18 protein-coding genes and 2 pseudogenes are annotated in these 21,060 nt (G+C 72.3%); 5 read left to right on the top strand and 15 right to left on the bottom strand.

The window, feature by feature from the left end:
- Window positions 1-42: 42 nt before the first annotated feature.
- From HUV60_RS15820 to HUV60_RS15845, 6 genes are all read right to left on the bottom strand, one after another.
- The gene (locus HUV60_RS15820; protein WP_257850642.1) at window positions 43-1,263 is read right to left on the bottom strand and encodes a cytochrome P450; all 1,221 of its coding nucleotides are present in this window, start codon (window positions 1,261-1,263) and stop codon (window positions 43-45) included.
- A 95-nt stretch (window positions 1,264-1,358) separates the two neighbouring features.
- Window positions 1,359-2,072, bottom strand: coding sequence for a response regulator (locus HUV60_RS15825; protein WP_257850641.1), 714 nt, complete (start codon window positions 2,070-2,072; stop codon window positions 1,359-1,361).
- Window positions 2,069-3,427: a sensor histidine kinase gene (locus HUV60_RS15830; RefSeq protein ID WP_257850639.1), complete on the bottom strand. Its 1,359-nt coding sequence runs from the start codon at window positions 3,425-3,427 to the stop codon at window positions 2,069-2,071. The genes HUV60_RS15825 and HUV60_RS15830 overlap by 4 nt, the downstream gene beginning before the upstream one ends.
- A 238-nt stretch (window positions 3,428-3,665) precedes the next feature.
- A complete protein-coding gene (locus HUV60_RS15835; RefSeq protein ID WP_257850638.1) occupies window positions 3,666-4,544 on the bottom strand; it encodes an alpha/beta hydrolase in 879 nt (292 codons plus the stop codon).
- A 180-nt stretch (window positions 4,545-4,724) separates the two neighbouring features.
- Complete coding sequence (kynU, locus tag HUV60_RS15840; RefSeq protein WP_443047309.1) at window positions 4,725-5,990, bottom strand: kynureninase; 1,266 nt, start codon at window positions 5,988-5,990, stop codon at window positions 4,725-4,727.
- 4 nt (window positions 5,991-5,994) lie between these two features.
- Window positions 5,995-6,825 carry a tryptophan 2,3-dioxygenase family protein gene (locus tag HUV60_RS15845; RefSeq protein WP_257850636.1) on the bottom strand — a complete coding sequence of 277 codons (831 nt, stop codon included), beginning with the start codon at window positions 6,823-6,825 and terminating at the stop codon, window positions 5,995-5,997.
- Between the two features lie 350 nt (window positions 6,826-7,175).
- On the opposite strand from HUV60_RS15845, the gene HUV60_RS15850 reads away from it, so the two are divergent.
- Together HUV60_RS15850 and HUV60_RS15855 are read left to right on the top strand one after the other, a co-directional pair.
- Window positions 7,176-8,330, top strand: coding sequence for a PP2C family protein-serine/threonine phosphatase (locus HUV60_RS15850; RefSeq protein WP_257850635.1), 1,155 nt, complete (start codon window positions 7,176-7,178; stop codon window positions 8,328-8,330).
- Window positions 8,327-8,749 (top strand): DUF3151 domain-containing protein, encoded by a 423-nt coding sequence (locus HUV60_RS15855; protein ID WP_042163490.1) that lies wholly within the window; start codon window positions 8,327-8,329, stop codon window positions 8,747-8,749. The genes HUV60_RS15850 and HUV60_RS15855 overlap by 4 nt, the downstream gene beginning before the upstream one ends.
- Here the strand turns inward: HUV60_RS15855 and HUV60_RS15860 are convergent.
- The 8 genes from HUV60_RS15860 to HUV60_RS15895 all read right to left on the bottom strand — a co-directional run bounded on the left by HUV60_RS15860 (window position 8,746) and on the right by HUV60_RS15895 (window position 17,082).
- Window positions 8,746-10,305, bottom strand: a complete 1,560-nt coding sequence (locus HUV60_RS15860; protein ID WP_257850634.1) for an MFS transporter — start codon at window positions 10,303-10,305, stop codon at window positions 8,746-8,748. The genes HUV60_RS15855 and HUV60_RS15860 overlap by 4 nt on opposite strands.
- Window positions 10,306-10,374: 69 nt before the next feature.
- Entirely contained in the window at window positions 10,375-11,406 is a 1,032-nt protein-coding gene (fbaA, locus tag HUV60_RS15865; protein ID WP_257850633.1) for a class II fructose-bisphosphate aldolase, read from the bottom strand.
- Window positions 11,407-11,596: 190 nt separating this feature from the next.
- The gene (gene pyrE / locus HUV60_RS15870; protein WP_257850632.1) at window positions 11,597-12,145 is read right to left on the bottom strand and encodes an orotate phosphoribosyltransferase; all 549 of its coding nucleotides are present in this window, start codon (window positions 12,143-12,145) and stop codon (window positions 11,597-11,599) included.
- A gap of 10 nt (window positions 12,146-12,155) precedes the next feature.
- On the bottom strand, window positions 12,156-12,956 hold the full coding sequence (locus HUV60_RS15875; RefSeq protein ID WP_257850631.1) for an aldose epimerase family protein: 801 nt from the start codon (window positions 12,954-12,956) through the stop codon (window positions 12,156-12,158).
- A gap of 72 nt (window positions 12,957-13,028) precedes the next feature.
- Window positions 13,029-13,964, bottom strand: a complete 936-nt coding sequence (locus HUV60_RS15880; RefSeq protein ID WP_257850630.1) for an SRPBCC domain-containing protein — start codon at window positions 13,962-13,964, stop codon at window positions 13,029-13,031.
- A 126-nt stretch (window positions 13,965-14,090) separates the two neighbouring features.
- Entirely contained in the window at window positions 14,091-15,815 is a 1,725-nt protein-coding gene (locus HUV60_RS15885) for a polyamine aminopropyltransferase (RefSeq protein ID WP_443047310.1), read from the bottom strand.
- 118 nt (window positions 15,816-15,933) lie between these two features.
- Complete coding sequence (locus HUV60_RS15890) at window positions 15,934-16,452, bottom strand: DUF2617 family protein (RefSeq protein ID WP_257850629.1); 519 nt, start codon at window positions 16,450-16,452, stop codon at window positions 15,934-15,936.
- A 381-nt stretch (window positions 16,453-16,833) separates the two neighbouring features.
- Window positions 16,834-17,082, bottom strand: coding sequence for a hypothetical protein (locus HUV60_RS15895; protein ID WP_257850628.1), 249 nt, complete (start codon window positions 17,080-17,082; stop codon window positions 16,834-16,836).
- Window positions 17,083-17,222: 140 nt separating this feature from the next.
- Here HUV60_RS15895 and HUV60_RS15900 point away from each other — a divergent pair.
- From HUV60_RS15900 to HUV60_RS15910, 3 genes and pseudogenes are all read left to right on the top strand, one after another.
- Window positions 17,223-17,957, top strand: a pseudogene (locus HUV60_RS15900) (aminotransferase class I/II-fold pyridoxal phosphate-dependent enzyme); the annotation flags it as partial.
- 169 nt (window positions 17,958-18,126) lie between these two features.
- A pseudogene (locus tag HUV60_RS15905) lies at window positions 18,127-18,372 on the top strand (type II toxin-antitoxin system Phd/YefM family antitoxin); the annotation flags it as partial.
- Window positions 18,373-18,393: 21 nt separating this feature from the next.
- Window positions 18,394-18,654, top strand: coding sequence for a Txe/YoeB family addiction module toxin (locus HUV60_RS15910; RefSeq protein WP_257851690.1), 261 nt, complete (start codon window positions 18,394-18,396; stop codon window positions 18,652-18,654).
- 119 nt (window positions 18,655-18,773) lie between these two features.
- Here HUV60_RS15910 and HUV60_RS15915 read toward each other — a convergent pair whose 3' ends face one another.
- Window positions 18,774-20,927 (bottom strand): plasmid pRiA4b ORF-3 family protein, encoded by a 2,154-nt coding sequence (locus HUV60_RS15915; RefSeq protein WP_257850627.1) that lies wholly within the window; start codon window positions 20,925-20,927, stop codon window positions 18,774-18,776.
- Window positions 20,928-21,060 lie beyond the last annotated feature (133 nt).

A 21,060-nucleotide genomic window follows, 5' to 3' on the forward strand; every position in this document is an offset into this window, starting at 1 on the left:
GGCAACCGTCCCGCGGTCCCGTCCGGCGCGGGCCTGCGGCGGTCAGACCTCGACCGCCAGCCCCTCCAACCCCCGGATCACGAAGTTCGGCTTGCGCTTCGGTTCCTCCACCGGGGCGAGGGCCGGGGCCCGCTCCAGCAGCGCCCTCGTGGACGCCGCGAGTTCGATGCGGGCCAGGGGCGCCCCGATGCAGTAGTGGATACCGGCGCTGAAGGAGAGGTGCGGGTTGTCCGTGCGGGTGAGGTCGAGGCGGGCGGGGTCGGTGAAGACGGCCGGGTCGTGGTTGGCGGAGCCGAAGAGCATGGCGATCTCCGCGCCCCGGGGGATGACCGTGCCGTCGATCTCGATGTCGTCCAGGACCCAGCGCTCGAAGAGCTGGAGCGGGGTGTCGTAGCGCATCAGCTCCTCCACGGCGGAGGGGACCAGGGAGTGGTCCGCGCGGAGGGCGGCCAGCTGGCCGGGGTTGTGGAACAGCGCCGCCCAGCCGTTGACCGTGGAGTTCACCGTCGCCTCGTGGCCCGCGTTCAGCAGGAGCACGCAGGTGGAGATCATCTCCTGCTCGGTGAGGCGGTCGTCGTCCTCGTCGTGGGCGGCGATCAGCCCCGAGACCAGGTCGTCGCCGGGGTGGGCGCGACGGTGCGCGATCAGCTCGCGCAGGTACCCGGTGAACTCGACCGAGGCGCGCACCGCCCGCTTCGCCGTCTCCTGCGACGGGTTCAGCTCGTACATCCCGCAGATGTCCGCCGACCAGGGCCGCAGCGGGGCCCGGTCGGACTCGGGGATGCCCAGCATCTCGGCGATCACCGCGACCGGGAGCGGTTCGGCGACGTCCCGCAGCAGGTCACCCCCGCCGGCGTCGACCAGCGCGGCCACCAGGTCCCTCGCCAGTCCTTCGACGTACGGCTTCAGGCGCTCCACCGTGCGCGGGGTGAACGCCTTCGACACCAGGCGCCGGATGCGGGTGTGGTCCGGCGGCTCGAGGTCGAGCATGCCGTGGTCGTTGAGGGTGTGGAACGGCTCGTGCTCGGGCGGCGGGGCGGTCCGGCCGAACTCCTCGTGGGTGAAACGGTGCTGGTACGTCCGTCCCAGACGCCTCTCGCGCAGCAGCGCGGAGACGTCCGCGTGGTGCGGGACCAGCCACTGGTTCGTCGGCTCGAACCAGTGCACCCGCCCGCGTTCCCGCAGCTCGGCGTAGGCGGGGTACGGGTCGGCGAGGAACACCGGGTCCCAGGGGTCGAACGCGAGGTCGCCAGGAGGTGCCATGGACGGACGGTAGCCCGGCGGACCCGCGCTGACCAGAGGCGTCCGTCACTCCGGCCGTGCCCCGCCCGTCACCTCACCCGGGTGACGGGCGGGGGTCACCCGGGGGTCACCACCCGCGCCTCGTAGGCGAAGACCGCGGCCTGGGTGCGGTCGCGGAGGCCCAGTTTCACCAGGATGCGGCTCACATGCGTCTTGATCGTCGACTCGGCGACCACCAGACGCCCGGCGATCTCCACGTTCGACAGACCCTGTGCGATGAGCACCAGGACCTCCGTCTCGCGTTCGGTCAGGTCGCCGTACGCCGCGTGTGCGGACGGCATCAGGCGCGGGGTCTCGGACAGTTTGGAGAACTCGGTGATCAGCCGCCGGGTCACCGAGGGGGCGAGCAGCGCGTCACCGGCCGCGACCACCCGTACCCCGTCGGCGAGGCGGCGGGCCGAGGCGTCCTTGAGGAGGAAGCCGGAGGCTCCCGCGCGCAGCGCCTGGTAGACGTACTCGTCGAGGTCGAAGGTGGTCAGCACCAGCACCTTCGCGGCACCGTCGGCGGCGATGATCTCGCGGGTCGCCTCGATGCCGTTCATCTCGGGCATGCGGATGTCCATCAGCACGACGTCGGGGGCGAGTTCACGGACCCGCTGCACCGCCTGCCGGCCGTTGACGGCCTCGCCGACGACCTCGATGCCCGGCATCGCGTTCAGCAGGACCGAGAAGCCCTCGCGCACCATCATCTGGTCGTCCGCGATGAGGACACGGATGTTGTCCTCGTCGCCGGTCCCGCGTCCTGTTCCGGGGCCGCTCGCCCCGCTCATGCCTCGTCCTCGTCCGCCGCGCCGACCGGCAGGAACACCGCGATCTCGTAGCCGCCGTCGTCCGCCGGGCCCGCCGTCATCTCGCCGTTCAGCATGGTGACCCGCTCGCGCATGCCGGTGATGCCGTGTCCGGCCCCGGGCGAGGGCTTGACCAGGTTCGGCTCGGGCGCCGGACCGTTGACGATGCGCAGGCCGAGCCCGCCGAGGACGTACCCGATCTCGACCCGGGCGCTCGCCCCGGGCGCATGGCGCAGGCTGTTGCTGAGCGCCTCCTGCACGATCCGGTACGCCGACAGCTCCACGCCGGGCGGCAGCTCGCGCACCGCCCCGGTCACCACCTTCTCGACGTCCGGGCCGGCGTCCCGCACGTTGGCGAGCAGGGCATCGAGGTCGGCGAGGGTCGGCTGGGGGGCGTCGGGGGCCTCGTAGTCCTCGGCGCGGACCACGCCCAGGACCCGGCGCAGTTCGGTGAGGGCGGCCACCGCGTTCTCGCGGATGGTGGCGAAGGCGCGCTCCATCTCGGGCGGCGGGTTCTCCACCCGGTAGGGCGCGGCCTCGGCCTGGATCGCGACGACCGACATGTGGTGGGCGACCACGTCGTGCAGCTCGCGGGCGATGGTGGTGCGTTCCTCGAGGAGCGTGCGCCGGGAACGTTCGTGCGCGGTGACCGTCTGCTGGGCGGTCACCTCCTGCTGGGCGGTGTGACGGACATGCCGGAAGGAGACCACGAGCAGGGCGAAGGCGGACGTCACCATCATGGGCCCGCTGTTCGTGTAGGAGTACGACCCGCCGAAAACGATGTCCGAGAGGAAGGCGTACACGGCGGTCAGCACCCACATCCAGGCGGCGGTGCGGGGCCGGGTGCGCAGCGCCACGACGATCAGCACCGCCAGGTGGCAGACGAACGCGCCGGGCATCCACGGCCATTCGCCTCCGCTGCCGCTGAGGACCGCGACCACCGGGGTCACCGCCAGCGACATCCAGAACGCGCCGACCGGCCGGACCAGCGTGGCGAGCACCGGGAACGCGCACAGCAGGCCGGCCAGCAGAGCCAGTACGTTCCCGCCGGGCAGGCCGCCCCCCAACGCGCCGGCGCACAGGGCGAGCAGCGCGACCACTCCCACCAGCGCGTGCGGGAGATGTTCCGCGGAGGACCTCAGCCGGCCGGGCAGCCACCGGACGAACGGGCCGTCCGTGCGCCGGCGCGGCAGCGGCCGGTAGGCGAAGGCGTCCTCGAACAGGTCGTGGCGCAGTCCGCGCAGGGCGTTCTGGGCCAGCCGGTACTCCGGGCTGCGGGTCTTGGCCCCGTCTCCGGGCCGCTGGGCCGCGGAGGGGGCGTGGGTCGTCTCGGTCACGGTCACACGTTAGGCCGACCGGGGGGCCGGTGGCGTCCCCGGTGGGAGGGGTTCTCGGGCGTCCGTCTCAGGTACTACGAGGGGTGGCGGGGGCGGTGAGGGGGCGCGGAGAGAGTTCCGTGCCCCGAGAGCCCGCCCGGCCCCGCGTCAGTACCCCGACGGCCTGAGCAGCCCCGACTCGTACGCGAAGACCGCCGCCTGGGGAGAGCCCCGCCGGGCACACCTCGGCCGGCCGGGTTCACCAGGCGAGCTGGGCGATCTCCTCCGCCACCACCGCGCAGGCGTCCGCCGTGGGGTCGATCAGCGGAAAGTGGCCGACATCCTCCAGCAGCGTCACCCCCACCACCTCACCGGCCTTGGCCGCCGCGTCGGCGTACGACCCGGCGACCGCCTGCGGGACATCGGCGTCGGTACGGCCCTGGACGATGGTGGTGGCGATGCCGGTGGGCAGCAGCAGCGCGGGGTCGGCGTAGGGCTGCCGTTCGGCGAACCGCTCGTCGCCGCCGAGGAACTGGCGTACCGCACCGCCGCAGACGTCCAGCTTGTCGGCGACCGCGAGGTCGGCGATCGGGGCGAGGGCGACCACGCCGCGCAGGGGCGCGGGGCGGTCGGTGTGCCAGGGGGCGTCGGCGGGGAGGAGGTGCCGGGCGGCGGCCCACAGCGCCAGGTGGCCGCCCGCCGAGTGACCGGTGACCACGGTGCGGCGCGGGTCGGCGCCGGGCAGGTGACGGCGGGCCAGCTCGGGCAGCGCGTCGAGCGCGGCGGCGATGTCGTCGAAGGTGTCGGGCCACCGTCCCGCGACCGGGTCCCCGCCGCCCGTCTCCCCCGCCCCGCGCCGGTACTCGACACTGGCCACGGCGAATCCCCGGCGGGCCAGGAAACCGGCGAACGGGCTGACATGCCGCCGGCCGTAGGGCGCCCGCCAGGCACCACCGTGCAGGACCACGACCACGGGCGCGGGGCCGCCGGGGCCACCCGTGGCACGTGGGACGTAGAAGTCGATCAGCTGGTCCAGGCCGTCGCCGTAGGCCGCGGTCGCGTCGGCGGCGACCGGCGGGCGGGAGAAGACCGACTCCTCCTCGGCTGCGGACCGGGCGGCTGCGACGTCGTCCCTCATGCTCAACCTCTCAGCGATCAAACGTACTTGACGGACGAGAGAAGAATTCGGCCGTTGGCCGGGACGGTATCAGCACGATGACGTGCGTGGACATGGGGATATCACGCTCGGTGAACCTTTCCCGAGGATGGCCGGGCGGAGAGCACCTCCTGACCCCGGCCACCCTCTTCCGGCCGCCGGTCAGGCCTCGCTGTCGGCTTCTGCCTCCGTCAGCACCTCCGCCAGCACCCGGGCCGCCCGCTCCGCGTCAACGAAGCCGACGTACAGCGGGGTGAAGCCGAAGCGGAGGACGTCCGGGGGGCGGAAGTCACCCACCACCCCCCGCTCGATCAGCCGCCGCATGACGTCACCGGCGTCCCGGCAGCGCAGGGCGATCTGGCTGCCCCGCTCCCGGTGCGCACGCGGGGTCACGCACTCGACCCTGCCCTCGGGGAGGTACGCCTCGACGCACTCCAGAAAGAAGTCGGTCAGGGCGAGGGACTTGGCCCGTACCGCCTCGACCGTGACGCCGTCGTCCCAGACGTCCAGCGCCGCCTCCAGGGCGAGCAGGGACAGGATGTCCGGGGTGCCGACCCGCCCGCGCAGCGCGCCCGGCGCCGGTGCGTACTCCGGTCGCATGCCGAAGGGCTCCGCGTGGGAGTTCCAGCCGGGCAGCGGGGAGTCGAAGCGGTCCTGCAACTCCGCGCGCACATAGAGGTACGCCGGTGAACCGGGGCCGCCGTTCAGGTACTTGTAGGTGCAGCCGACCGCCAGGTCCACGCCGTGCTCGTCCAGCCCGACCGGCAGCGCGCCCGCACTGTGGCACAGGTCCCAGACAACGTACGCCCCCGCCGCGTGCACGGCGGCCGTGAGCGAGGGCAGGTCGTGCAGTCGGCCGGTGCGGTAGTCGACGTGGTTGAGCAGTACGGCGGCCGTACGGTCGCCGAGCGCACCCGGGACCTCGGACGGCGGCACCGGACGCAGGGTGCAGCCGGTCATCCGGGCCGCCGACTCGGCGATGTAGCCGTCCGTGGGGAACGTGGTCGCGTCCGCCACGATCTCGTCGCGGGCGGTTCCGGCGGCACCGTCCGTCAGCCGGGCCAGGCGCACCGCGCCCACCACCGCCTTGAAGACGTTGACACTCGTGGAGTCGCCGACGACGATCTGCCCGGCCGCCGCGCCGACCAGCGGAGCGATCCGGTCGCCGATCCGCTCGGGCGCCGTCCACCAGCCGCTCTCCGTCCAGGACCGGATGCGCAGCTCGCCCCACTGCCTGCGGACGACGTCCTCGACCCGGCCGGGGACGGCGACGGGGAGCGCGCCCAGCGAGTTGCCGTCGAGGTAGACCGCGTCACCGCTCTCGCCGTCGCCCGCGTCGAGCACGAACCCGGCGCGTTTGGCGGCCAGCCCGTCGGCCGCGTCCAGCTCCTTCGCCCTGAGCCTCGGTTCAGACATCGGTTCAGACATCGGTTCAGACATACGACCGTGCCGTCCACAGCTCGGGGAACACGTTGTTCCGTGCCCGCTTCTCCAGCCAGGCCACTCCGGCGGAGCCGCCCGTACCGGTCTTGGCGCCCATCGCGCGGCGGGTGGCGACCAGATGGTCGTTGCGCCAGCGCCACACCAGCTCGGCGACATCGGTGAGCGCCTCGCCCAGCCGGGCGACGTCACCCCGTTCGTCACCCGAGTAGACGGCCGTCCAGGCCTCCTCCACCTGCGGCGACGGCTCGTACCGCCGGGACACGTCACGGCTCAGCACCTTGCCGGGGACCACGTGCCCGCGGCGTGCGAGGAGGCGCAGTGCCTCGTCGTACAGGCTCGGCTCGTGCAGCGCCTTCTCCAGTTCGGCGTGCGCCCGCGGCGCGCCCCGGTGCGGGACGAGCATGGACGCGGACTTGTCGCCGAGCAGGAACTCCATGCGCCGGTACATCGCCGACTGGAAGCCGGACCCCTCGCCGAGTGCGCCGCGGTAGGCGTTGAACTGCGCCGGGGTGAGCTGTCCGAGTGGTTTCCAGGAGGCGTTCAGCGCCTCCAGTTCCCGGACGGACCGCTTCAGCGCGTCGATCGCGGTGGGGATGTCGTCGCCGCGCAGCGCGTTCGCCGCCGTCTCCCACTCGTGCACGATCACGGTGAACCACAGCTCCATCACCTGGGTGGTGACCAGGAAGACCATCTCTCCGGGATCGTCGGAGAGGGTGTGCTGGAGGTGGGTGAGGACGTCGGCCTTGACGTAGTCCTCGTAGGGGGTCGTGCCCTCGAAGTCGAGATGCGGGGTCTCCGGCTCAAAAGCCTCGTGGGACATCGCTGTCTCCTGTTTTTGTGCTCCGGGTAGCGGTCCGCCCCTGCCGTTACCGACACGGGGGCCCCGGTCCCCACACGGCATCCTCCGCAATCGTCCCCCGGCATCGCAAGGTCCGCCTGATCACGGACGGGCCACGGGGACACGTCACAGGGACACGTCAGGGAACACGTCACGGGAATGCGCCGGGGAGCCGCACCGCCGGAACGCATCGCAGGGGCCCCGCACAACGCCCCGGCCGTCGGCGCCGGCCCGTGCCCGCGGAGATCTTCCGGTAGCCGTCGCCGGGGGCGTGCCGGAGACTGGGTGCCGGCCGCACCGGCGGGACGACCACCTCAGGAACGCTGAATCGCATGCGAAACGGGCGCAAGGAAGTGAGGGAGCGCGAGCGGTGGCTCCGGTGGCTGCCCGCCGCGCTGCTCGTGAGTGCCTTCGTCCTCGACCTCGGCGTCCTGAACAACTTCAGCACGTTCCCCCTGCTCGCGGCCGCCCCCGTCCTGGCCGCGCCGGTGCTCTCCCTGCGCGGGACGATCACCACAGGTGTGGCAGCGAACATCGTGGGGCTCTTCCTGGTGGGCCTGGAAAGAGAGCCGACCCGCGCCGACGGCACCGCGTTCAGCAGTTTGATCCTGCTCACCGTCATCGCGGCGGGCCTCAACGTGCAGCTGACACGCGACCGGCAGCAGCTGAGGACGAGCCGCGAGGTGGCGGCGGTGGTGCAGCGCGCGGTGCTGCCGGACCCACCGCACCGGGTGGGACGGCTGACCGTGGCCGCCCGGTACGAGGTCGCCCACGTGGAGGCCGCCATCGGCGGTGACCTTTTCGCCATCCACGAGACGCCGCACGGTATCCGCATGCTCATCGCCGATGTCCGCGGCAAGGGTCTGGAGGCGGTCCGCGCGGTGAACTCCCTGCTCGGATCGTTCCACGAGGCCTGCCTCTACCGGTCGGACCTGCGAGGCGTGGTCCAGCAGCTGGAGGAGCGGATGCGGGGGACCATCGACCAGGCGAGCGGGACGGAGGCCGAGTCGTTCGCCACGGCCGTCGTCGCGGAGCTCGCCCCCAGCTGCTCCGAACTTCGTATCGCCGTCCGGGGCCACGCGGCACCCCTGCTGGTGCACGACGGCCGGGCGGTCCCGCTGGAACCTGCCGTACCGTCGCTTCCCCTGGGCCTGGGCGTTCTCGGTGACGGCCCCGGTGGCGCTCCCGACGGCGACGAGATCCCGGTCGACCGGTTCGCGCTACCGGCCGGGGCCACGCTGGTCCTCTACACCGACGGCATCAACGAGGCCCGCGACGCGGACGGTGTCTTCTTCGACCTCGTTCCGATGCTGTCCCGGCCCTTCCCGCCGGATCCGGACGTGGTGCTCGACGCCGTGCTCGACGCCGTCTTCCGGCACACCGGGGGCGCGCTGCAGGACGACGCCGCGCTCTTCGCCGTCACCCTGGACACGGACACCGCCGCCCCGCCGGAACGGTCCGCGGCAGATGGCAGACTGGCGTCATGACCACTCAGAAGAACCTGCTCGGCGGCCCGGACCCGACCCATCTGCCGGAGAACGAGGAGGCGTACCGCCTGCTCGGCGAGGAGTCCCTGCCGCCCTCCGAGGTGGCGGCGAAGTTCCCGACGTTCTCGCTTGCCTGGGCCATGCTCGCCGACGAAGCCTTCGAGGCGGGGCGAGTGGTCGAGTCGTACGCGTACGCCCGGACGGGCTACCACCGAGGGCTCGACTCCCTGCGCCGGTCCGGCTGGAAGGGGCACGGCCCCGTCCCGTGGAGCCACCGTCCCAACCGCGGCTTCCTGCGCTGCCTCGCCGCCCTCGCCCGCGCCGCCGAGGCGATCGACGAGAAGGACGAGGCGGAGCGCTGCAAGCAGTTCCTCCAGGACAGCAGCGCCGAGGCGTACGAGGAGCTGAAGCGCGCTTAGAGCCTCCCGGGCCCGGGCGGTGGTGGTGTTTCACGTGAAACACCACCTTTCCGCCCCGCCTCGGGTCCGGGGCCGGATTCGGATGCGGTCTCGGATGCGGTCTCGGGTTCCAGTGGGGGTACCGCCACACTGCCGTGTGTACGGCACTCGGGGTGGCGGCAGCCCGGCGCGGGACGTCGCACGGTCACGAAGGCGATGACCGAGCCGACCACCAGAACCGCGGCACACAGCACCATCGCCCGGCCGAACGCGTCGTCGAAGGCGTCCGGCTCCCGGTACGCCTCCGGCCCCATCCCGACCAGCAGCGGCAGCGCGGCCACCGCCACCAGGCCGGCCGCGCGGGCCGCCGCGTTGTTGATGCCGCTGGCCAGGCCCGCCCGCCCGGTGTCCACGGCGGCGAGAACGGTCGCGGTCAGCGGCGCCACCAGGGTGACCATGCCGAGCCCCAGCACCAGCAGCGCGGGCAGGACGTCGGGGAGGTACGAGGCACCCGGCCCCACCCGCGTCATCAACAGCATCCCGGCTGCGCACAGCAGTGGCCCGACCGTGAGCGGGATCCGCGGTCCGATCCGGTCGGCGAGCTCGCCGGAGCGGGCGGAGAGCAGCAGCATCAGCACGGTCGTGGGCAGCAGCGCCGTACCGGCGGCGAGCGCGGACCAGCCGACGGCGACCTGGAGCTGGAGCGCGGCGAGGAAGAAGAAGCCGCCGAAGGCCGCGTACACGCACAGCGTGACGACGTTGACCACCGTGAACAGGCGGGAGCCGAAGACGTCCAGCGGCATCATCGGGTGCGGGCCGCGCTTCTCGACGGCCACGAAGGCGACGGCGACGGCCAGTCCGGCGACCGCGGTGACCGCGACCAGGAGGGAGCCCTCACCGGCCTCACCGGCCTCGATCAGCGCGTACGTCACCAGGCCCAGGGCGAGCGCGCCGAGCACCGCGCCGAGCACGTCGAAGCGGCCGTGGGCCTGCTCCCCGCTGTCCGACTCCGGTACGTGACGGACGGCGATCAGGACGCACAGCACCGCCGGCGGCACGTTGATCAGGAACACCCAACGCCAGCCCGGCCCGTCCACCAGCCAGCCGCCGAGGAACGGGCCGACCGCCGCGCCGATCCCGCCGAAGCCGGACCACAGGCCCACCGCCCGGCCCCGGTCGTCGGGGTGGAAGGACGCCTGGATCAGGGCGAGCGAGCCGGGCGTGAGCAGCGCCCCGCCGACCCCCTGCAGGGCACGGGCGGCGATCAGCACACCGGCGTTCGGCGCGAGGCCGCACAGCAGGGAGGCCGCCGCGAACCACAGCACCCCGACCACAAACACCTTGCGGCGGCCGAACCGGTCGCCCAGCGCCCCGCCCAGCAGGATCAGTCCGGCCAACGTGACCATGTACGCGCTGACCGTCCACTGCAGGACGGCGAGGTCCGCGTCGAGGTCACGGCCGATACGCGGGAGGGCGACGTTGACGACGGTGGAGTCCAGCAGGACCATGCTGGAACCGAGCACCGTGGTGAGCAGAACCCACCTGCCCTGCGGGGAGGCCAGCCGGACACCGGGCATGCTCGGAGCATACGCAAACGGGCCGGGCCCGGCACCACAGGCGCCGGGCCCGGCCACGCGTGAGAGCGACTACTTGATCTTCGTGCCCGTGGAACGCAGGTTCTGGCAGGCCTCCAGGACGCGGGCGGACATCGACGCCTCGGCCAGCTTGCCCCAGGTACGCGGGTCGTACGTCTTCTTGGAACCGACCTCGCCGTCGACCTTCAGGACACCGTCGTAGTTCCTGAACACGTGGTCGACGACCGGACGCGTGAAGGCGTACTGCGTGTCCGTGTCGATGTTCATCTTCACGACGCCGTTCTCCAGCGCGGTGAGGATCTCCTCCGGCGAGGAGCCCGAGCCGCCGTGGAAGACGAAGTCGAACGGCTGCGAGCCGGCCGGCTTGCCGTACTTGACGGCGGTGCCCTCGTTCAGCTCCTTGAGCAGGTCCGGGCGCAGGACGACGTTGCCCGGCTTGTACACACCGTGCACGTTGCCGAACGACGCGGCCAGCAGGTAGCGGCCCTTCTCACCCAGACCGAGCGCCTCCGCCGTGCGGATCGCGTCGTCGACCGTGGTGTAGAGGGAGTCGTTGATCTCGTGCGAGACGCCGTCCTCCTCACCGCCGGTCGGGGTGATCTCGACCTCGAGGATGATCTTCGCGGCGCGGGCGCGCTCCAGAAGCTCCTGGGCGATGCTCAGGTTGTCGGCAAGGGTCTCCGCGGAGCCGTCCCACATGTGGGACTGGAACAGCGGGTTGCGTCCGCCCTTGACGCGCTCCTCCGAGATCGCGAGCAGCGGACGGACGTAACCGTCGAGCTTGTCCTTCGGGCAGTGGTCCGTGTGCAGGGCGATGTTGACGTCGTACTTCTCGGCGACGATGTGCGCGAACTCGGCCAGGGCGACCGATCCGGTCACCATCTCCTTCTTGTGCTGACCGCCCAGGAACTCGGCGCCGCCCGTGGAGATCTGCACGATGCCGTCGCTCTCAGCCTCGGCGAAGCCGCGCAGAGCCGCGTGCAGGGTCTGGGACGAGGTGACGTTGATGGCCGGGTAGGCGAACTTTCCTGCCTTCGCCCGGTCCAGCATCTCGTTGTAGACCTCGGGAGTTGCGATGGGCATCTGTCCGCTCCTTATGCATGCGCGTGCGGGTTGGCGTACTGCGTACTGTCGGCCCTGACCTGGAACCTTGGATGCGACGTCGTTGTCGGGCCCATCCTCCCAGACTCGTCCCGTCCGTCGACGGTGCCGGTCGAGTCGTTGTGCGGGGTGACGCCGGGGGGCCGGTCCCGTCTCCCGTGATGCCCGCCCGTCAGTCCAGGCCGAGCTCGTTCTTGCCGAAGGCGAACAGGTACGGCACCCCGGCGCCCTCCTGGATCTTCTCGGCGGCGCCGGTCGCCCGGTCGACGATGGTCGCGACGGCCACGACCTCACCGCCGGCCTCGCGCACGGCCTCGACGGCGGTGAGCGGGGAGCCGCCGGTGGTGGAGGTGTCCTCGACGACCAGGACCCTGCGGCCCCTGATGTCCGGACCCTCCACCCGCCGCTGCATGCCGTGCGCCTTGGCCGCCTTGCGGACCACGAACGCGTCCAGTCGCTGCCCGCGCGCCGCGGCGGCGTGCAGCATGGCGCCGGCCACCGGGTCCGCGCCCATGGTGAGGCCGCCGACCGCGTGGAAGTCCAGCTCGGCGGTGAGGTCAAGCAGCACCTGGCCGACGAGCGGGGCGGCCTCTCCGTCGAGGGTGACGCGGCGCAGATCGACGTAGTAGTCGGCGTCGAGCCCCGAGGAGAGGGTCACCTTGCCGTGCACCACGGCCTTGTCCTTGATCTGCTGCAGCAGCGCGCCACGTACGTCACTCATGGAAGCCAGCTTAGAGGCGGGTCCACGTCCAGGTGGATGTGGCCTCCAGCGGCTCCAGCGGGGTGACCAGGCGCGGGTGGGTGTTCAGTCCGTTGGGCGGCCCGGTCTGCGGTTCCACACAGACGGCCTCGCGCTGCTCGTCGTAGACCACCACCCACTTCTCGCGGCTGGTCACCCTCAGTTCCAGCCGCCCCGGCCAGGTGAGGGTGACGTCGACCCCGTCGGGCATGCCGAAGCAGTCGTCCCAGGGGCCGGGGCGGGGGTCGATCCGGTTGCCGGTGGGCAGGTGGTCGTCGCCGCGCTCCTCCTGCCAGGCGGCGGTGAAGCCGAGGCGTACGTCCTGGGCGTCGTCCGGGCCGCCGAGGGTGCGGTTGAACCAGGGGTGCCAGCCGATCTGCGCCGGGAAGGACGACTCGTACGTCTCCACGGCCATGGTCAGCGTCAGCGCGTCCTCGCCGAGCGTGAACTGCTGCGTCACCCGCCCGGGGTACGGCCACGGCTCCACGAGGTCGTACGTGAGCACGGTCTCGTCGGCACTCTTGCGGGCGGTGCGCCAGGCGGCGTCACGGGCGGTGCCGTGGATGGCGTTGGGCGGGGCGTTCAACGGCAGCTGGTGGACGGTCGCCCCGTCCCGGAACCGGCCCTCCCTGGTCCGTCCGCACCAGGGGACCATCGGGAAGCACCCGAAACGGTCGCCCTGCCGCAGCAGCTCGACGCCCCCGACCCGCAGCCCTGAGACCCGCCCGCCGTTTCCCGGCCGTACGGTCACCTCCGCGTCGCCCGCGGTCAGCGTGATGTCTTCGTCACTCACGGGACGACCCTACTTGGGGTGATCAGGACTGCCTCCACCGGTCGGGCCGGCCCCGCCCCTCGGCCACGGGTCTCAGCGGCGCCTGCGAAGGGCCCGCACCGCGACGATCGCCGAGGCCACCGCCAGGGCCGCCGCCGGGACGGCCCAGCGCAGGGGTGCGGCGGCGGAGACGGTCTGGGGGGCGGGGACCGGCGCGTAGCGGCCCCGGGGCGGAGCGTGGTCCACCTCTTCTGCGCTGCGGCCGATCATGGTGCGGCGCGCGTGCGCGGCCTCGGCGACGGCGTCTTCGTCCGCGTCGACGGAGTCGTCGGCCCCGTCCTCGTCGCCCGCCGGGTCCGCCGTCCCGTCCACCGGCTCGTCCGCTGTCTCGTCCGCTGTCTCGTCCGCGTCGTCCTGGGGTCCGGGGCCGAGGGGCGGAAGGGAATTCTCCGCGTCGAAGGCGGAGGGGGCCGAGGAAGCCGGGGGCGCCTCCGGGACGGGGGGCTCCTCCGAGGACGACGTCCCCTCCGCGGATGCCTCCCCCGCGGGCGTTTCCTTCCCGGGCGTCTCCCCCGGGGTCGTCGCCGTCGCTGTATCCGCCGTGGCCCCCGTCTCCGTCCCCAGGTTCGCCGCGAAGCGGTTCAGGAGGCGGGCCACCGCCGAGGTCACCGTATCCGGCGGCAGCTCCACGACCCGGCCACCGGCCGCCGCCGTGCCGTGGACGGTGAGCGTGGCACCGCCCTCCGCGGCCCGCAGGGTCAGCCGCAGGGCCAGTTTCACCGTGCCGGTGCCGCGCACCTCGGCCCCCTCGCCCTCGACCGCGTAGGAACCGTCGTCCCGCCGGGACACCCGGACGGCGCCCCGGTAGGTGATGGAGTGACTGCCGATGCGGACCTTCAGCCGGCCGGCGACCGGCTCGGCACCGGCGTCGTGCTGGAACCCCGGCACCGCGCGGGCGACCCGTGCGGGATCGTCCAGCGCCTCCCTGAGCCGCCCCACCGGAACCGGAACGAACACCTCGTGCTCCATGACTGCGGAGCCTACCCACGCGAACGCCGGGCTGTATCCCCGTCGGCGTGAAAGGACCATCGGACACGGCACGGTGGACCTGCCTCAGCGGTCCCGGGTCGGCGGTCGTGCCTCAGCGGTCCTGGCTCACCGCGCGTACCGGGGATGGATCAGCGTCGACGGCGGGAGACCGGGGACGCGGGTGCGTTCGGCGGCCCGCGCGCCGGCGGCGAGGGAGCTGTCCGTGAGGGTGCGCGGGCGGGGGCCGGACGGGTCCAGGCGCAGCTCGGGGGCGGTACGGGCGGCGAGGACGAAGCCCCGGTCGCGCAGGGCGCGGGTGGTGCCCGCCGGAGCGAGGCCGGGCCCGGCGGCGAGACCGGCCGACCGGTCGGCCGTGCCGTACGGGGCGGTGTGGAGGCCGGCCGAGCGGATCGTGGACTCCACCGTCCAGAACGCCTCGGGCCGGGACGCCACCGGCCCGGCGTGCACCACGAGCCGCCCGCCCGCGGCGAGAACGCGCCGGACCAGGCCGTAGAACTCCTGCGAGTACAGCTTGGTGCTCGCGGTGATCTCCGGGTGCGGCAGATCGGAGACCACCACGTCGTACGCGGCCGGGGGCGCTCCGCGCAGCCAGTCGAAGGCATCCGCGGTGGTGACGCGTACGCGCGGGTCGTCGAGGGCGTGGTCGTTCAGCGCGGACAGGGCGGGGTCGTGGCGGGCCAGCCGCACCACGCCCGCGTCGAGGTCGACGACGTCGACCCGCCGCGCGCCGGAATGGCGCAGCACCTCGCGGGCAGCCAGCCCGTCGCCGCCGCCGAGGACGAGCACACGCGCGTGCGGGCCGGTCATCGCGGGGTGCACCAGTGCCTCGTGGTGGCGGAGTTCGTCCCGGCTGTCGGCCCGCAGCCGGCCGTCGAGGAACAGGCCGAGGGACCGGCCGTCCCGGTCACCGGTGAGCACCACTTCCTGTACGCCGGTCCGCAGGGCCACCCGGACGTCCGCGCCGTACATGGCGCGGCGGGCGGCCCGCTCGAAGTCCTCGACGAGGACGGTGGCCGAGGCGAGGACGGTCAGCACGCAGAGGTTGCCGATGATCAGCAGGCGGCGGGCGCGGCGGGTGAGATCCTGCCGGAACAGACCGAGCACCAGCGCGCCGCCGACCACCGTGTTGACCGCACCGGTGATCAGGGTTCCCGTCAACTGGCCGAGGAACGGCAGGAGAAGGAACGGGAAGGCGAGCCCGCCGACGAGGGCTCCCACGTAGTCCGCGGCGAACAGGTCGGCCACCGCGCCTCCCGCGTCCTGGCGTCGGATCCGCTGGATCAGCTCCATCAGGAGCGGCACCTCGGCCCCGATCAGCAGGCCGACGGCCAGCGAGAACACGACCAGCAGGACAGGCGGCCCGTGCGCCCACGGGCCGCCCCAGTCGCCGGTCCACGCGAAGACGGCGTACAGGGCCATCGCGCTGCATCCGCCGACCAGGGCGAGGGCGGCCTCGACGGCTCCGAAACCGGCCGCCGCGTGCCGCCGCAGCCGCTTGGCGCCCAGCGAACCGATGCCCATGGCGAAGACCATGACGGACAGCACGACGGATGCCTGGGTGACCGAGTCGCCCATCAGGTACGCGGCGAGTGCGACGAGTTCGAGTTCGTACACGAGTCCGCAGGCCGCGCAGACGAACACACCCGCGAGCACCAGGAACCGCCCGGTGCCCGGCCGCACGGGCAACCGCAGAGAACTGCCCGGGCCATCCCCTCCGCCGCCCCCGCCACCGCTTCCGCCCACGCCCTCGCGACTGCCGTCGCTACTGCCGCGTGGCCTGCCCGGGGACTGCGTGGAGCCGGGCGGAGCGGGGGCCTGCGGTTCGATCACCCTGCGACGTTACGTTACGCCTCAGCCGCGGAACGTCACCCATGCGTGTGATGTTTATTCGCCCTTGCCCGATTTCAGCAAGAACGGAAAAGACCCCACCCGACACACACGACACCGCTCACACGCCCGCCTTCACCCGTACGCCCACCCTTGTCCGGGTCGCCACCAACTGACCGTCCTGCGGGTAGGCGTGCCAGGTCCGCCAGTGGACCCGGCTCTCCTGGCGCTGGGCAAGCATCGCGGTGAACGCGTGCGGGCTCCCCGGAAACACGCCCGCAAGACCGTGCGGATGTTCGGAGACCAGGGCGAGCAGTTCCTGGGCGCGGCCCGCGAAGGAGCCCGGGGAGAGCATCTCCACGCGGGCGGCGAACTCGTACTCCCAGTCGCCCACCCGGGTGGCGACGCCCAGGGGAAGGGGTGTTCTGCTGCCCGGGATGCACGCCACCGTCTCCGAACAGACCCCTTGCTCCTCCTCCAGCAGCACCTGGTGGGAGGCACCGAGAAGCCGCAACTGGACTCTGGCTCGAGCCAGTTCGAGCTCGAGTGTGGCCAGCGCGGGCAGCGGCTCGCGCCCCAGGGCCCAGGCGAGGTCGGCCGCGCGCGTGTCGGTGTAGACGGTGGTCAGGGTCGTGAGCATGGATCGGCTCCGCAAGCGCACATGGAGAGGGGGTGGGAGGGGAGATACGGGCGTCCGTCGCACCCCGGTCGTACCGGAGGGTTCGGCTCGCCAGCCCGGCCGACCGGTCGGATGAGGTCCGCAGGGAGTCCGAGGGCTGTGCTGGTAGGGGAGAGGGAATCACGAACTATGGCGCCGCCACAGTGTTTTTACCCAACTTCGTGCGGTTTCCATCCCCTCGGGGGCTCCTCAGATCACCTGTTCAAGGTGTCGGGCATGGCGCTTGCCCGGCGCGCGCTCGGGCGCACATCCGGCGTACAGCGCGACAGTGGGGCCCGCCAGGCGCGGACCCCACTGTCTTCCGGGACGGGCTGCCCCGGCCCTCCTGCCTCCCCGGCTCCGTCAGCTGCCGCCCCCGCCGCATCCTCCGCCGCCCCCGCAGGACGATCCGCCGGAGCTTCCCCCGCCTCCGTCACCGTGTGACGAGCCGCAGGAGGCACCGACGGCCCCGCCGCCCGCCCACCAGCTGTCGCTGTCGCTGCCGCCGCTGCCGCCGCGGCGCGGCCTGCTCGCAGGGCGACGGCGCCCCGCCGCCACCGCGAACACGACGGCCGACGCGAAGACCAGGGTCAGGATGATTCCGATGACCATGACGCCACCGTCCTTTCGTCCCCCCGTGATTCCCCCGAAGCGACCCCCCGTGGGTGCCTCGCTCACGTGTGTGGACGGGAGATGCCCGATGCCCGCACGGCCCAAGCCGGAGTTGAGCGACTCCAGAGGTTCGGCGCAGGATGAGCCGCATGACCTCCAGCGTGCGTCCCCTCCTGAACCGCCGGCTCGCCGGGTTCGGGACCACGATCTTCGCCGAGATGTCCGCCCTGGCCCTGCGCACCGGCTCCATCGACCTGGGCCGGGGATTCCCGGACACCGACGGCCCGAAGGAGGTCGGGGAGGCGGCGGTGCAGGCACTGCGGGACGGCCGCGGCAACCAGTACCCGCCCGGCCCCGGCGTCCCCGAACTGCGCACCGCGATCGCCGCGCACCAGCAGCGCCGCTACAGCCTCTCCCCCGACCCCGACACGGAGGTCCTCGTCACCGCGGGCGCCACCGAGGCGTTCGCCGCGTCGCTGCTTGCCCTGCTGGAGCCGGGCGACGAGGTGGTCGCCCGGGAGCCGTACTACGACTCGTACGCGGCCTGCGTCGCGCTGGCGGGCGCCACCCGCGTACCGGTCACCCTGCGCCCGCGCGAGGGCCGCTTCCACCTCGACCTCGACGCACTGCGCGACGCCGTCACCGACCGCACCCGCCTGCTGCTGATCAGCACCCCGCACAACCCGACCGGCACCGTCCTCACCCGCGAGGAGCTGTCGGTGATCGCCGCGCTGGCGGTGGAACGCGACCTGCTGGTGGTCACGGACGAGGTGTACGAACACCTGGTCTACGACGACGCCGAACACGTCCCCCCGTCGGCCTTCCCGGGCATGCGCGACCGCACGGTCACCTTCTCGAGCGCCGGCAAGACCTTCGTGCACTGACCGCCGCCCTACGGGCCGATCGTCGCATTCCTCGTCGCCCGCCGCACCGCACCGGCCCGGAGCTTTCAGGCCGGAGGTCGCCCGGTCACGGCCGCCCTTCTGGCACTTGCCCGCACGAGGACCGACGTACAACTTCCTGCACGCAAAGGGAGGGTCGACCGTGAAGACCATGACGTATTCCGAGTCGCGCGCCCGGTACGCCGAGGTGCTCAACTCAGTCACCGACGACCGCGAAGAGGTCGTCATCACCCGGGCCGGACACGAGCCGGTCGTCATCGTCTCTCTTGAGGACTACGAGTCCCTGAAGGAGACGGCGTACCTGCTGCGAAGCCCGGCGAACGCTCGGCGTCTGCTCGCGTCCATCGACGAGCTGGAAAGCGGCGGCGGCACCGTACGCGAGCTGGCGACCGACGAACAAGGGCCGCGAGTGAAGATCACCTTCTCCTCCCGCGCCTGGGAGGACCACCTGTGGTGGCGGCTCCAGGACCGGAGGATCCTGGAGCGCATCAACACGCTCATCGCGGACATTGCCCGGAACGGCAACGAGGGGATCGGCAAACCGGAACCGCTCAAGCACGGATCCCAGGGCTACTGGCCGCGCCGCGTCAACGACGAGCACCGACTGATCTACAAGGCCACCGAGGACGGCGTCCTGATCGCACAGTGCCGTTACCACTACGGGAGCTGACAGGACTCAAGGATCGAGCACAGCCCCTGCCAGGCCCAGCGTCGCGCAGCAATCACGCATGTCGGCAACGACAGAACCCGGGTCTGACGTGTCTCTTGGCTTTCGTCGCGGGTTCGACTTCATCGGCGGCGCTGGGATCCGACTTTGGTCGCCGACCTGCGCAGCCGCTGGGCCAACGCCTTGTCCCGAGCCCTGAGGTGTCGCCCCGCCGCTTCCAGAACGGCCCCGGTGCCAGGGTGGTCGCAGCGCCACAGGTCGTCGGCAGCCTGCTCCAGAAGCGGCAGTACCAAGTCCCCCTCCTGGTCCAGGAACATGGCAAATGCCTCGTCGCCCGCGCCGAGTGGGCCCCACAGATGGTCGACGAGCCCCCAGCGCCGGATCTCCGAACCGTGTCCCTCGGGGATCTCGCCCCGGCCGACCAACGTGATCACCGCGGTCTCGGCGCAGCCAGGGACACCCGAGGCCGCTGCCTTGCGCAGGACCGCGAGCGCTCTGGGTTCATCGAGTTCCGCCAGCACCGCTGTGGCGGACAGGCGACGGAGGGCCGCGTCGGCTTCCAGTCCGGCACAGGCGTCGATGAGCTGGACCGCGGCCGGGCCCTGGCCCCGATGGCTGATCCATCCGGTGATCTCGGAGTGGGCGGCGTCCTGGTCGTAGTCGAGCAGGGCGTCGAGCAGCGTCGGGGCGTCGGCGTCGGCCAGTTCGCCGATCAGCGGAGCGTGGAGTCCCTCGGCAAGCAGATACTCGCGCAGTCCGTGGCGTCCCAGTGGGGTGAGCCTGAGCCGTTTCCCGGGCAGGGGAGTGTCGCCGCTGTCTTCGGTGCTCCCCGTGATGCCGAGGATGCCGAGGAGGAGGTGGTCACGCTCCGGGCTCGTGTCCGGGCCGGCCTCGACCTCCGCCGCCCGGTACTCGGCGAGGAGCATGGCCGCCTGGTCGAAGATCTGCAGGATGAGCAGTTCGACCAGTCGTGCCTCCTGCTCGGGGAGGCCCGCCCGGAGGTCGCCGACGAGCAGCGCCGTGTCCAGCCACTCGCCGTCGGGCACCTCGTACAGTGCCCGCAGCACCACCGCTGCCAGGCCGTCGCCGTCCTCGTCCTGCATGCCCAGCGCGGCCGACAGCCACAGGGGCAGGCCGAGGTTCCCGAGGTCGTTCAGGTCGTCGAGTTCGTCCTTGAGCGCCTGACACCAGAGCTCCAGTACTCCCTCGTCTTCCTCGGTGGCGGGCAGGTCAGGACCGGGGCGAGCGGAGCCCGCGCTGATCTCCACTAGGTCCGCGTACAGAGCGAGCCGCCAAGGAGTGTCCAGACAGGGCAGGTCGCCGGAGCTGCGCAGGCGGGCCAGGCGCCTGTCGCGCTCCGCGGGCCGCAGTGCGCTCAGTTCTTCGTCCCGGGCCCACAGTTCGAGTTCCTGGACGGCCAGGCGGCCCAGTGCGGGCTTGAGCACCTCCCGGGACGTGACGGCTCGCCCACCCCGGCACCAGTGGGCCAGGCGGAGCGCGGTGGCGACCAGCGGCACCTGCCGGGCGTCCGCGGCAAGGTCCGCGCGCGGTGCCAGGGAGACAGGGCGCACCGGAACGAACTCCACGTCCACGTCGTCCACGTCGTCGTGGACCTCACCGCAGGAGCAGCGCCGCCCGCCGGGGGCGACTGCGGCCGACCCTCGTACCGGGGTGGCCGTGGGCGACCGCGGGTCCAGGCCGGCCAGTTCCCGGTCGAGGGCCTCGCGGTCGAAACAGGCGGGGTCGAACCCCTCCTCGCGCAGCGTTTCGATCAGGTCCGTCCACGGCTCGGGGGCCGGTGCGCCGTGGTCCGCGACGGCGTCGAGTACGGCCTGCAGCCCCCAGGCTCCCCCGATGTCCTCGGCATAGGGCATGGCGCGGCGGCCCCCGGTGCAGCGGACGCGCCGGTCGGGGGTGGACGCGGGGAGGATCTTCTCCAGCGTGATCCGGTGCCGCCAGTCGTCGCCGAAGTCGTAGGTGTACTCCAGCCGGCCGCCTTCGTAGGGCAGCACCTCGGCCACGGTCACGGACTCCTCGTCTGCGTCGCGGAAAGGATCGCGGTCCATCGGTGCGTCGAAGTCGACGATTTGGCAGCCGGAGCCAGGTTCGGTGAAGGAATGCAGGTGGGAGTCGTCCCAGCCGAAGCATGTCCGGACGATGTCGTGCAGGCAGCCGAGCGAAGTGTCGGCGGGCAGAGTGACCCGGCGCCAGACCGGCGGGCTGGTCTCTCGCAGGGCGATCTTCAACTGGTAGGTGGGCACGGGGTCGGCGGTCACGGCGAGGGGTTCCCTTGATCGAGGCGGTGAAGGATTCCGGCACCGGTACGGGGCCGCGACCGCACAGGTGTCGCAGCCGTCCGTGGTGGCTATTGGTGGCATCCTTCCGCACTCCACCGAACGGGCGAAGCCA

Origin of the sequence: Streptomyces sp. KMM 9044 (assembly GCF_024701375.2) — a bacterium.
GTDB lineage: Bacteria > Actinomycetota > Actinomycetes > Streptomycetales > Streptomycetaceae > Streptomyces.